Below are 11742 nucleotides of genomic sequence, written 5' to 3' on the forward strand. Positions count from 1 at the left end.
GGCTTCCCACCCGCGAGTCGCGCGAAACGTCGGCTTTACCGCCCGCCACCACTCGCATAGGCTTTTCGGATGAAGACCGTCCTGACCATCCAATCGCACGTCGCCTACGGCTATGTCGGCAACCGTGCCGCCGTGTTTCCGTTGCAGCGGCTGGGGATCGACGCCGTCGCGGTGAACACCGTCCAGTTCTCCAACCACACCGGCTACGGCGCCTGGACCGGGCAGGTCTTCACGGCGGAGCACATCGCCGACGTGATCGACGGCATCGCCGCGCGCGACGCCCTGCCGCGCTGCGACGCGGTGCTGTCCGGCTACATGGGCGACGTCGGGCTCGGTCAGGTGATCGTCGAGACGGCGGCGCGGGTCAAGGCGGCCAACCCCAGGGCGGTCTATTGCTGCGACCCGGTGATGGGGGATGTCGGGCGCGGCTTCTTCGTGCGGCCCGGCCTGCCGGAGTTCATCAAGGCCCACGCGGTCCCCGCCGCCGACCTGATGACGCCGAACCAGTTCGAGCTGGAGTATCTGACCGACCGCGGCGTCGCGACGCTGGAGGACGCGCTGGCCGCCACGGCGGCGCTGCGTGCCCGTGGCCCGCGCCTGGTGATGGTCACCAGCCTGACCCGGAACGAGGCGCCCGCCGGAAGCATCGAGATGCTGGTGGACGGCGCCGACGGCGCCTGGCTGGTGGCGACGCCGCGCCTGGCGCTCGACCCCGCACCCAACGGCTCGGGCGACGCGGTGGCGGCGCTGTTCCTCGCCCACTACCTGAAGGGCTTCGACCCGGCCGAGGCGCTGGAGCAGGCGGCGGCGGCCATCTACGCGATCTTCGAGACGACCGGCCGGCTGGGCACGCGCGAGCTGCAACTGATCGCCGCCCAGGATGATTTCGTGAACCCGCCCCGGCGATTCACGGCAACCCGCCTGCGCTGAGGCACGGCGCGCGGCCGGGATCGGTGGCGGTGGTGCCTAGGGGGCCGACGCCGCTCGCGGCAGGGACGTCACGTCGCCCAGCACGCGGCTGGCGGGCAGCCGGATCGTCATGCTGGTGCCGATGCCGACGAGGCTGCGGCAGGTCAGCGACCCGCCATGCAGGTCGATCAGGCTCTTGGAGATCGACAGTCCCAGCCCGGTTCCCTCGAAGCGGCGGTTCGCCGCGTTCTCGGCCTGCCGGAAGGGCTGGAACAGCTCCGGCATGAAATCCTCCGGGATGCCGATGCCGGTGTCGGTCACCGTCAACTGGAACCCGCCGCCCTCGTCGGGGCCGGCGGCGATGGTGACGCTACCGCCGCGCGGCGTGAATTTCACCGCGTTCGACAGCAGGTTCAGGATCACCTGCTTGAAGGCCCGGCGGTCGACCCACAGGGTGGCGACGGCCGCCGCCGCCTGGTTGCGCAACTCCACCCCGCCGCCGGCGGCGCGGTCGCGCACCATCATCAGGCACTGGGCCAGCGCCTCGTGGCTTTCGACCGGCTCCTCGCTGAGCTCGAGCTGGCCGGCCTCGACCTTCGACATGTCGAGCACAGCGTTGACGATCTCCAGCAGATGCTCGCCGCTGTCGTGGATGTCCTTCACGCAGGCCTGCTGCCGGTCGCCGAGCGTGCCGAAGAAGCCGCTGGCCAGGATCTCCGCGAAGCCGATGATGGCGTTCAGCGGCGTGCGCAGCTCGTGGCTCATGTTGGCCAGGAACTCGCTCTTGGCGCGGTTGGCCAGTTCGGCCTGGGTCTTGGAGGCCATCAGTTCGGCCTCCTGCTGCTTGCGGCGGGCCATGTCGCGGATCACGCCGACGAAGACCCGCGGGGCCTCGGCGGCCTGGGCGGGGCCGCCCAGCCGCAGCTCGCTGACGGTGAAGCCGACCGGGAAGGCGTGGCCGTCGCGGCGCAACGCCGTCAGGTCGCGGTCGTTGGCGCCGTCGCGACCGCCGGGGATCAGCGCTTCGATCGGCTGGCCGACCATGGCGCGCTCGGGCACGCCGAACATGGTTTCGGCGGCGCGGTTGAAGGTGGCGATGCGGCCGTCCTCGTCGAAGGTCACCACCGCGTCCAGCATCGAATCGAGGATGCCGCGGATGCGGCGCGAGGCGGCGGCCAGACGGGCCTGGTCCTGCTCGCGCCGGGCGTGCTGGCTGACGACGAAGGCGGTCAGCAGGGCGATGGCCAGGGTCATGGCGGCACCGATGGCGGTCCAGGCCGCCGTGTCGCGCCGCCATTCGGCGAGCACGTCGTCGCGTGGCAAGGCCGCCGCGACGAGGAAGGGATAGCCCTGCATCCGCCGCACGCTGATCAGGCTGTCCCGCCCGTCGGGGGCGGCGGCGCGCAGCGTCGCCTCGTCGCGCCCATCCAGCGCGTGGGCGACGGCAGGCCAGTCGGACAGCCGGGCCAGCGGGGCATGACGGTCCGGCCGGGGGCGCTCCAGCAGCACCGGCCCGTCGGCCAGCGCCAGGAGAACGCTGCCCTTGCGGTCGATGCGCATGGATTCCAGCGTCGCCGCCAACCGCGACGGATCGACCAGGGCGGCGATGACACCGCCGAAACGGTCTCCGCCGCCGGTGGAGCCGGCCGGCGCGGTCCAGCGGCGGCTGAACGGGATGACCTGGGTGCCCGGCTTCACCCGGCTTTTGATCGGCGGACCGGCGTACAGCCCGCCCTCCGGTCCGCCGGGTCGCCCCATGGCGTCCGGGCGGTCGCGCTGGACCGTGAAATAGGCGCGGTCGTCCAGCGGAAAGGCTGGAAGCGGCACGTCGGCGGAATGGTGCAGGGCGATTCCGTCGGGTCCGATCACCACCAGATCGGCGACCTGGGAAAAGGCGTCGCGGCGCTGGCGCAGATGCTCGTGGATCGCCGGGCTGGCGCGGGTCCGCCCCTCCGGATGGGTGTCGAGCGCGAAGGACAGGTCGGCGAGAAGCTGGTCGACGGCGAAGACGGTCCGCAGGGCCTGCGCCTCCAGCATGCGGGCGAGATCGCGGGTGGCGCGCTCCCCGGCGTCGAGCGCCTCGGCGCGGCCCTGGAGGATGCCGTAGCCGATCAGCCCGTTGACCACCAGGATGAAGGACAGTCCCGACGCCATCATCAGGTAGCGGACCGATCCGAGCACGCCGCCCGCGGCACCCGGCGGGGCGGCGGGCGTGCGATCTCGGCTGTCGTCGGGACCGGAGGCGTCCATGGGGGGAGGCTTCCTCGGGGTTGCGGACGGGCGGGTGGAGGGCGGGGCTCTCATTAACGGAGCAGGAACCGTAAGGAAAGCTTAACCGTATCCGGGAAAGAGCGCGGCCCCGCGGAGCCCCCCGGTCTTGCCGGACGCGGCTGCATTCCTGCCGGTCGTCCGCCGGACGTTGCCCCGCGTTCCGGCATCCGTTAGGTAGGGACGTCCTTTCAGCCGAGACCCACGCGATTTCCCCATGACCGATGGACCGCTCCCGCTCTACCGCGCCCGTCGCGGCACGGGCACGCTTCGCCCCGATCCCGATCAGGAACTGGCCGCCGAGAAGTTCCAGAGCCTGTATCAGGCGCTGAAGGGCTACCAGCCGCAGCCGGCGGGAGAGGCCAGGGCGTCGTCCGGCGGCTGGCTGGAGCGGTTCGGCCTCGGCCGCCGCCGCGCCGCGCCGTCACCCGAGATCGCGACCACGGCGCCGCAGGGGCTCTACCTGTATGGCGGGGTCGGGCGCGGCAAATCCATGCTGATGGATCTGTTCTTCGACACCGCCCCGGTGGCGCAGAAGCGGCGCGTCCATTTCCATGAGTTCATGCTGGAGGTCCACCAGCGCATCCACGATCACCGCCAGTCCGGCAAGGTCAAGGCCGGCGGGGCCGACGACAGCCTGCCGGAACTGGCCCGCGCGCTGGCCGGCGAGGCGTGGCTGCTGTGCTTCGACGAATTCCACGTCACCAACGTCGTCGACGCGATGATCCTCGGCCGCCTGTTCACCCACCTGTTCGAACTGGGCGTGGTGGTGGTGGCAACCTCGAACTGGCCGCCGGACATGCTCTACAAGGACGGCCTTCAGCGCGACCTGTTCCTGCCCTTCATCGCGCTGCTGAAGGAGAAGCTGGACGTGCTGTCGCTGGACGGCCCGACCGACTACCGGCTCGACCGGCTGAAGGGCATGCCGATCTACCACCACCCGCTGGGGCCGGACTCCGATCGCGTGATGAAGGAGACCTTCGCGACCCTGACCGGCGGCACGCCCGGCGAGGCCACGCATCTGCTGGTGCAGGGGCGCCGGGTCGACATCGAGCGCGCGGCGAAGGGGGTTGCCTGGGTCTGCTTCTGGGACCTCTGCGGCAAGCCGTTCGGCGCCGCCGACTATCTGGCGATCGCGACGCACTTCCACACGCTGCTGATCGACGACGTTCCGACGATGAAGGACGATCTGCGCAACGAGGCCAAGCGCTTCATGACGCTGATCGATGCGCTCTACGAGCACAAGGTCAACATCGTGGTCGCCGCCGAGGGGCCGCCCGAGCGTCTCTATCCGGAAGGGACTCACGCCTTCGAATTCGAGCGGACCGTCAGCCGTCTGATGGAGATGCAGAGCGAAGACTACCTGCAACTTCCTCATCTGACTTGATATTTTCTGAGTGCTTGTGGGCCGGTGTCACACCTGTGTCTCACGGGGTATGTCCCTGCGGCTGGGCAGCCATGAAAACTTCGCATCTGCCGGCCTGAAGAGGCCGCTTTGCCGCCCGTCCGCTGCTCCCGAGGCTAACCCCGTCCTCGCGCCGCGCAAGGCCAAGCCGCCTCCGGCGGTGGCCTACGGCCAGCCTTGCGCGCCGCTGCGGGCGGGGTTCTCCGGATCGCAGGTCGGGACGGGAGGATGGTCGTGTTCCCGGTCGAACAAGAGGATGGGGAGGGCGGTCAGGTCTCTTCCGGTTCGCGCAGGCGCACGCCGGGGCCGCCGGCACGCTGTTCACCGTCGGCCAGGAACACGACCCCCGCTGCCTCCAGCGCACGGCGGACAGCCTCAACGTTCTCGACCAAGCTTTTGCTCGTCCCTTTCGCCCCTTCCATCCGCCGGATCGTTGGTCCCGACACGCCGGACTCCTCCGCCAAGCGGTTCTGCCTCCAGTCGAGCAAAGCGCGCGCCGCCCTGATCTGTGCCCCCGTCAGCATGCCGTTTTCCTTTTTTGATCACGTAAGATCGTTTTGTGTTGACGAATTCCGGTCATGCGTGATAGTAAAACGGTCATGGATGAGGTGGAAGGGAATCTCATGGCCGACGCCCATGGCGCATGCCTCCATCGTGGGGCGCCCGCCAACGTTCCTCCGCTTTCCCGCCGCAGGCTGCTGGCCGGCGTCGCTGCTTCTTCGGTGCTCACTCCCTCAATCATGCCGTCGGACCCCGACCCCGATCCCGTCCTCCCTCTCTGGCGGGAATGGCAGGTCGGCATTGTGCAAGCCGAGGTTCTACGCAGCGAGTGGAGCCGCCTGGAGCAAGTGCTCCTCCAGTTGGTCAGCGCGAACCGTTTCGAAGAGACGATGAAGGCGGGCGCCCCCGAAGCCAGCGACCTTCTGAACATCGAGACGCGCCAACTGGAGCTGGACCGCAGCCTCGACACCCTGATCAGGAGGATTGTCGACCAGCCGTCGCAGACCCGCGCCGGCATCGCCGCCAAGCTGGCCTTGGCCCTCGAACTCGCCGACCCAGTCGAACGCGCAGACCCCTCCTGGCGGCTCGTACAAGGCGCTCTGAATGAGCTGAGCGCCCTTTACCATCCCGACCTACCCGCGATCACGACAGGCCGACCATGACGCGCCGGAGAGCCCGTATCCGGTGGAACAAGGATGCCCAGTTACTCCGGCTCGGGGCAGAGCACCGGAAGCTCCTGCGGCGCTACCACGAAACCCTGATCACCGCCTGTCTGAAGAGCGCCACAGCCCCCGAGGAGGCGCAGTGGATCGGCCGATACCCGTACCCCGCCGCGATGCCGCCCGACGACTACGCCCGCTACAAGGCCGCCACGAAGGCCGCCGGACTCGACGAACTGGACGACCGCCTTGAAGCCCTGTGCACCCGCCTCGGCGACATCGAAGCGCGCATTGCTGCCCTGCCGGCACACACTGCCGCCGGGTTGGTGGCTCGCCTTTGGGTCCTCTGGCATATGGTCCAGGCGGAACCAGGGCAACTTTTCACCGAGCCCTCTGCTGATGCCAAACCTGAGTTGCAGCTTACCTGGAGTGTGTTGGCCGATGCTCGCCGGATTGCCAAGGCGGCTCGGTGTCGTTAACTCCTGACAGCGCATGGAAGGGTGATAGGGGATTACGGGATAGGGATAGCAAGATAAAGGGCGTATCCAGAGCGCTGATTTATTCTTAGATTACAGCACTTTAATGTGTGTACAGGGCCGGTGGCCCGAACACAGGCGAACACACCCTTCCTCGCGCTCTTGCCTCATAGGCTCCTCCTGCCCCCTATCGATTCTTCCAACGCGCATAGCGCAATGGATCTCCAGCCTTTGGAACCGAGATCCAAAATAGGGTATACTGCGGCCACTTTCAACGAGGCCAAGCTTATGAAGATAATATCCTATGGATGTCGAGGGTATAAGCCGTTCAAGGAGCAGGCCTGCTTTGAGATTAGGCCTCTGACACTGATATTTGGAAAAAACAATAGCGGAAAATCGGCCGGACTTCGTCTATTGCGTTTGCTTTTGCGTTCGCTATCGGCTCGTTTGCGTGGTTCATTTCCTTTGAATGTCGATGGGTTGGTTTTTGGAGCTAACTTCCGTGATCTTGTCCATGAAAAACTACCGCACGGAGCGATTGCTTTTGATATTTCGATTGAATGCGATAGTGATATTTTTAACCTCTCTGCTACGGTTCAGAACGTTTCCGATACATCCATAGGTCAAGGTCGCCCTAGTGAATACAATGTTGTTTCAAAATTTCTTCTTCGATCCCCCCTAGCTGTAACCCTGATTTGGACTCCATCCCGCGGTACGGTCGGTACTTACGAGGGTATTGGCCCGGTTCCATTTCGAGGGTTGCTTCCAGAGGTTAAAGGAGCAGGAGATAGGGAGCAATGGCGTTTTGCGGAAGAATGGCGCGAGCGTATTCAGGCATTGGAGGGGCGATTAGAGCATTTGGGTCCGCATCGCGCAGAAATTGCGCGAGTGTATGAAATGAGTGCGCCTCGCGAAATTGGCTTCGATGGAAGCGGAGCTCCAAGTATGATTGCCAATAATGATATTCTTCTTAGCAAGGTTGCTTCATGGTATCAGAAGAACCTGGATGAATGGATGCTATCAATCAACCAAAGCGGCAGTGCTTTTGAGTGTATTCTTAAGCGTGGTGAGTCAGAGGTAAATCTGGCAGATGCTGGGCAGGGCATGCAGCAGGTTCTTCCGATAATTGTCCAGCAATCTCTCCGGCAACTTGAGGATAATGAATATTTTATTGATCTCATTGAGCAACCAGAGCTTCATCTCCATACGGCTGCGCAAGCTCCTCTTGGTGACTTGTTTTTAGACACAGCTAAAGCTGGGCGTGGGCAGGTAATTGTTGAAACCCATTCTGAGAATCTGTTGCTACGCATTCGTCGGAGGATTGCCGAAGGAGCTGACCCGAATCTGGTAGCCGTATACTGGATTGAGGATCATCCCGAAGGGCACAGCAGCATTCGGCGGATAAATATTAATAGACTTGGTGAACTTAGCTGGTGGCAAGAAGGTATTTTTTCAGAAGGATATGAAGAAGTGAAGGCGATCCGCCGAGCTTCTCGCACCCAGAAGGGGCTTGGGGGTAACGCTGAATGAGGGTTGTATTTAGCATGGACGCTGTTGCCTCGCCTGAAGTATGGACTTACCTGGATCGTATAGTGCACCGCATAGAAGATGGGGCGCACATATGGGAAATTTACGAGCCAGACACGCTGGAGGCTAGTGAATGGTTGAAAGCAGGTCGGCGTGGCTTTCTGGAGCTTTTCGAAGGAGCTGTAAGGCGAGCATCATACCCGTCGGGTGATCTTCATAAGCGGCGAGTTGTTGTTTCTCTTGACCCGGCCAATGGGGCGCTGACTCCTCAAAAAGCTGCGAGATACGTTTCGAAGCCTCTCGCTGTTTTGGTAGAGAACCGCTTTACCGACGGGAAGTTACTCGATACGGCGCTAGAATTACTTGCTCCAGAATCGCTTAGGCTTTTGCTTGGCAGCGGCGTTCCTGATCTCATTTTGTGCGACGGGCCGGGTGGCAATGGGGAATTGCCAAAACTCATTGAGGAGTACGTTGCGCTCGCTGCGGCCGATGGCTTGCCGAATCGGATTGTTGTTTTTACGGATAGCGACGGGCGCTACCCAGGTCATGTTTCGAAGGAAGCGCATGCCATTGATGCTGTTTGCCGGAAATACGATATTCCCTGTTGTATCCTTAAAAAGCGCTGTATCGAAAACTACATTCCTGATGAGGTTTTGAGTGCCTGGGCCGGAAAGGCTGATAGGCGGGCGTATCGGGCTGCTGTTTCGGCGCTGCTCCGCCTTACTACGGACCAACGGGATCACGCCCCCATAAAGTCTGGCTTGCATGAAGAAAAGCTGTTAGCGGAAGAGGAAAGCTTGTATGCATCTGTTGACCCGGTGCAGCGGACGGCAATGAGACAGGGGCTTGGTAATCGGGTGATAGAATCACTCAGCGAGCAAAGGCATGTGCTTTCCGCTGATGCGCTCCGGTGTCGGGATCAAGGCGGAGATCTTGATCATCTTGTGCAGCTGATTGTTGGCGAATTGTAAGAGAGGTGATTATGGATCACGAATTTACAATGCCAGAAGTCAGGCCAGAGATTGTATTTATACATGAATTAGTCCGCGATGTTGTCGCTGGAAAGGTGCGTATACCAAAATTCCAGAGGCCGTTCGTTTGGCGTCGGGATCAGATGATCGATCTTCTTGGCAGCATTCGGCTTCAATACCCTATTGGTAGTCTGCTGGTTTGGGAGGCCGACGTTCCTTTGGCTAGCACAGAATGGGTTGGGCCAGTTTGGGTGTCGTTGAACAATCAGGGGATTGCTTCGCACGTCCTTGACGGCCAGCAACGCCTATCGACCCTTGTTGGCGTCCTGCAAAAGCCGCGTGGGGACCAAATTGCCCGAACCGATCTAGACGACCCGGAACGCTGGCGCATTTGGTTTAATGCGCGCACCAAGAACTTTGAGCATCCAAAGTCAGGAGAGGAGATGCAGGCATGGCATTTTCCGCTTTGGAAGCTAATGGATACCATAGAGTTTTTGGAGGAATGCAGACGCATTGTTGATAGTGGCCATCCGGAATCTGGAGCGTTTGTTGCATCCATTCAGGATCTATCGAGAACGTTTAACTCATACAAGCTTCCTGTTATTAGGATAAAGAGCACCAAGCTTTCGCAGGCCGTTGACATCTTTGCTAGGCTTAATTCGAAGGGGCAGACTATGTCTGCCGACCAGATGGTGTCGGCGCTAAGCTATGCCGAAAATCAAGATGGCCAGCCATTGTTTAACTTGGCTGAAAAGATAGATGAGCTAATCAACCGTCTAGATGATCTTGATTTCGGTGGTATTGACCGAACAATAGTTTTGCGTGCGTTCCTGACTGCTTTGGGTGAGGATATTTACCGTACTGATTGGACGCGACTTACCGAGGATAAAAGAGCGGAGTTGTCAAAAGGTTTGCCTGCGGTTATTGCCGAGACTGGTGATGCGCTTGAGCGAGCAGTTAAGTTTCTCCATGGCATTGGTGTGCAAACAAATAGACTCCTTCCATACGCGATGCAGTTAATAGTTCTCTGTGCCTTCTTTTTGCGATGCGCATCGCCAACTGAAGCTCAACTAAAATTCTTACGGCAGTGGTTTTGGGTGTCGTCTTTCACTGCCCGATTTGCATCTAGCAATCCATCTCGTGATGGGTATCTCGTTGCAGAATTCCGTGATGAAGTGTCGCAAATAGCAGAACCTACATTGCTCAAAAACATGCGCCTTGATGTACCTGCGGAGCCTTTCCCAGCTACATTTGACATGCGCAGCGCTAGAGCTCGAACGCTGCTTTTGGTTATCCTTTCTCTCGCTCCTAAGCATTTAGACGGCGCGGAGGTCCCTGAGCCATGGCGTCGTATTGCTGAGCATGGGCCTAATGCAACTGGCAAGCTACTCGCAACGGTGAAAAGCAAAGAATTGGCATCGAGCCCAGCTAATCGTATCTTGAGAATTGACCTTAGGGATCGTTCCCAAGCAAAGAATTGGCTCCTAAAGCTGGCGGAAAAGCCTGAGGACGTGAGGGGAAATGTATTGGAGAGTCATGGAATTCCTTATGACGCGTTTCCACTGTTGATGTCGGGGGATGCTGATGCATTCCTAAGGTCTCGTCGCGACTACCTGATACAAATTGAGAAGTCGTTTATGGAGAGTGAAGGCGTGGTGCCGCCTCCGGATTTGGAGCCTAAGCTCTCTGCTATTGATACTGAGTAGATATTATCTGCTTAGAGTCCGTTTGGGAATGAAGTTTTGCCTGCTTTCCGAGCGGCAGCTGGAGACAGGCGACGCGGACGAAGGCTCGCCGAGCGAAGCAGGCGCGGCAGGAACGGCAGTCGCAGCGGTACCCGACGGACTTTACGGACACGGAGTGAGTCCTGATCGAACCGGCTGCCGCGCCCCGCCAAGCACGGCCAGCGGCGCAGCGTCGATCTCTGGGAGGTCGTGAACGTCATCCGCTACCTGGTCGCGCGGGCTGCGACTGGCGCATGCTGCCCAAGGACTTCCCGCCCTGGCAGACGGTCTCCTGGTGGTTCCGCCTTCTGGTCCGGCACTTTGCTGTTCCGCACCATTCACGACCTCGCCCTCATAATCGACCGCGAGATCGAAGGCCGGGCCGTGAGCCCGACCGCCCCGATCCTGGACAGCCAGTCGGTGAAGGCGCCCTATGCCGCGGAGCGCGGCCACGATGCCGGCAAGACGGTCACCGGGCCCAAGCGCCACACCGCGGTGGACACCGGCGGGCGGTTGCTGATGGTCCGCATCACCCCGGCCGATGGTCGGGAGCGCATACCTGACCGTCCCTATATAGCGACAGCGTAAAGTCACAAGAACTGCGAATTTGACATAATAAAAACATATACAACCCAGGAAATTACGGTCACAGCAATGGCGTGCGGCAGTATCCAGCCATTTGAGAGGCATGAATATTTGGATCTATTCCACATTACGAGCGGCATTCGCCATTTCCATCTATAATATTTGGGGAAAAGATCGGGCTCGTCGGCCAATTCTTTAATGTGATCGACATTATCGTGATTGATTGGACATTCCTCCAAAGCCCTTCTATAGTCATCCAGAAATTTCTCCAATTTTTGCTCAGCAGCTTTAGGGTCTGCATCAATGTCTATCGACTTCAGCGCAGTGTGAATTGTCGCTATTTTTCTTGCGGATTGATGAAGCAATTCGCCTTGGTAATAAAAATTCTGCGCTCCATCAATAAGGCTGGTGAATATAACGAAAACTGATAAGACGATGGAGCATGCCATTAATATCTGACTTTGATATTGTGCGAGCTTAACAATGTTAGGAATGAGCGATATGGCTATTACATACAAAGATAGCAAGGAAACGACGTAAGATGACCATTTCTGTCGTTTTGATAAGCGCAAGCTGCTTTGAAATCGGACATCCCTTGTTATTTCGACGCGACGCTGAAAATCTTTTATAGCATCTTTTAAAATTTTGTTCTGAGTGCGCACTTCTGAAGAAACAGGTTCAGCCTGAATGTTGCCTTCCATGCTTTCCTCCTTCGAC

Annotated in this window: 10 protein-coding genes and 1 pseudogene; 8 read left to right on the forward strand and 3 right to left on the reverse strand. The window is 60.5% G+C overall.

Annotated features, from left to right (window positions below; translation table 11 throughout):
• Window positions 1–69 precede the first annotated feature (69 nt).
• The gene (gene pdxY, locus J2847_RS02165) at window positions 70–930 is read left to right on the forward strand and encodes a pyridoxal kinase PdxY (protein WP_209776636.1); all 861 of its coding nucleotides are present in this window, start codon (window positions 70–72) and stop codon (window positions 928–930) included.
• A gap of 36 nt (window positions 931–966) precedes the next feature.
• Here pdxY and J2847_RS02170 read toward each other — a convergent pair whose 3' ends face one another.
• The gene (locus tag J2847_RS02170) at window positions 967–3159 is read right to left on the reverse strand and encodes a sensor histidine kinase (RefSeq protein ID WP_209776638.1); all 2193 of its coding nucleotides are present in this window, start codon (window positions 3157–3159) and stop codon (window positions 967–969) included.
• Window positions 3160–3394: 235 nt separating this feature from the next.
• Here J2847_RS02170 and zapE point away from each other — a divergent pair, with 235 nt between their 5' ends.
• Window positions 3395–4564: a cell division protein ZapE gene (gene zapE / locus J2847_RS02175; protein WP_209776639.1), complete on the forward strand. Its 1170-nt coding sequence runs from the start codon at window positions 3395–3397 to the stop codon at window positions 4562–4564.
• A gap of 287 nt (window positions 4565–4851) precedes the next feature.
• Here zapE and J2847_RS02180 read toward each other — a convergent pair whose 3' ends face one another.
• Entirely contained in the window at window positions 4852–5106 is a 255-nt protein-coding gene (locus J2847_RS02180) for a helix-turn-helix domain-containing protein (RefSeq protein ID WP_014247113.1), read from the reverse strand.
• 99 nt (window positions 5107–5205) lie between these two features.
• Between J2847_RS02180 and J2847_RS02185 the strand changes: the two genes are divergently transcribed.
• The 6 genes and pseudogenes from J2847_RS02185 to J2847_RS33975 all read left to right on the forward strand — a co-directional run.
• Window positions 5206–5745: a hypothetical protein gene (locus tag J2847_RS02185; RefSeq protein WP_209776641.1), complete on the forward strand. Its 540-nt coding sequence runs from the start codon at window positions 5206–5208 to the stop codon at window positions 5743–5745.
• The gene (locus J2847_RS02190) at window positions 5742–6221 is read left to right on the forward strand and encodes a hypothetical protein (protein ID WP_209776642.1); all 480 of its coding nucleotides are present in this window, start codon (window positions 5742–5744) and stop codon (window positions 6219–6221) included. Before J2847_RS02185 ends, J2847_RS02190 begins: the two co-directional genes overlap by 4 nt.
• Window positions 6222–6506: 285 nt before the next feature.
• Window positions 6507–7748: an AAA family ATPase gene (locus J2847_RS02195; RefSeq protein WP_209776644.1), complete on the forward strand. Its 1242-nt coding sequence runs from the start codon at window positions 6507–6509 to the stop codon at window positions 7746–7748.
• A gap of 14 nt (window positions 7749–7762) precedes the next feature.
• A complete protein-coding gene (locus J2847_RS02200; protein WP_209776646.1) occupies window positions 7763–8716 on the forward strand; it encodes a hypothetical protein in 954 nt (317 codons plus the stop codon).
• Window positions 8717–8745: 29 nt separating this feature from the next.
• The gene (locus J2847_RS02205) at window positions 8746–10422 is read left to right on the forward strand and encodes a DUF262 domain-containing protein (protein WP_233474243.1); all 1677 of its coding nucleotides are present in this window, start codon (window positions 8746–8748) and stop codon (window positions 10420–10422) included.
• A gap of 80 nt (window positions 10423–10502) precedes the next feature.
• Window positions 10503–10983 (forward strand): annotated as a pseudogene (locus tag J2847_RS33975) (transposase); the annotation flags it as partial.
• A gap of 47 nt (window positions 10984–11030) precedes the next feature.
• Here the strand turns inward: J2847_RS33975 and J2847_RS02215 are convergent.
• Window positions 11031–11726, reverse strand: coding sequence for an SLATT domain-containing protein (locus J2847_RS02215; RefSeq protein ID WP_209776650.1), 696 nt, complete (start codon window positions 11724–11726; stop codon window positions 11031–11033).
• Between the last annotated feature and the right edge of the window lie 16 nt (window positions 11727–11742).

It is taken from the genome of Azospirillum agricola (genome assembly GCF_017876095.1).
Classification (GTDB): domain Bacteria; phylum Pseudomonadota; class Alphaproteobacteria; order Azospirillales; family Azospirillaceae; genus Azospirillum; species Azospirillum agricola.

Coding starts and splice junctions, on each gene's coding strand:
- J2847_RS02195 (WP_209776644.1), top strand. CDS start 6,507: ATGAAGATAATATCCTATGGATGTCGAGGGTATAAGCCGTTCAAGGAG.
- J2847_RS02185 (WP_209776641.1), top strand. CDS start 5,206: ATGGCCGACGCCCATGGCGCATGCCTCCATCGTGGGGCGCCCGCCAAC.
- J2847_RS02190 (WP_209776642.1), top strand. CDS start 5,742: ATGACGCGCCGGAGAGCCCGTATCCGGTGGAACAAGGATGCCCAGTTA.
- J2847_RS02215 (WP_209776650.1), bottom strand. CDS start 11,726: ATGGAAGGCAACATTCAGGCTGAACCTGTTTCTTCAGAAGTGCGCACT.
- J2847_RS02180 (WP_014247113.1), bottom strand. CDS start 5,106: ATGCTGACGGGGGCACAGATCAGGGCGGCGCGCGCTTTGCTCGACTGG.
- J2847_RS02200 (WP_209776646.1), top strand. CDS start 7,763: ATGGACGCTGTTGCCTCGCCTGAAGTATGGACTTACCTGGATCGTATA.
- J2847_RS02205 (WP_233474243.1), top strand. CDS start 8,746: ATGCCAGAAGTCAGGCCAGAGATTGTATTTATACATGAATTAGTCCGC.
- pdxY (WP_209776636.1), top strand. CDS start 70: ATGAAGACCGTCCTGACCATCCAATCGCACGTCGCCTACGGCTATGTC.
- J2847_RS02170 (WP_209776638.1), bottom strand. CDS start 3,159: ATGGACGCCTCCGGTCCCGACGACAGCCGAGATCGCACGCCCGCCGCC.
- zapE (WP_209776639.1), top strand. CDS start 3,395: ATGACCGATGGACCGCTCCCGCTCTACCGCGCCCGTCGCGGCACGGGC.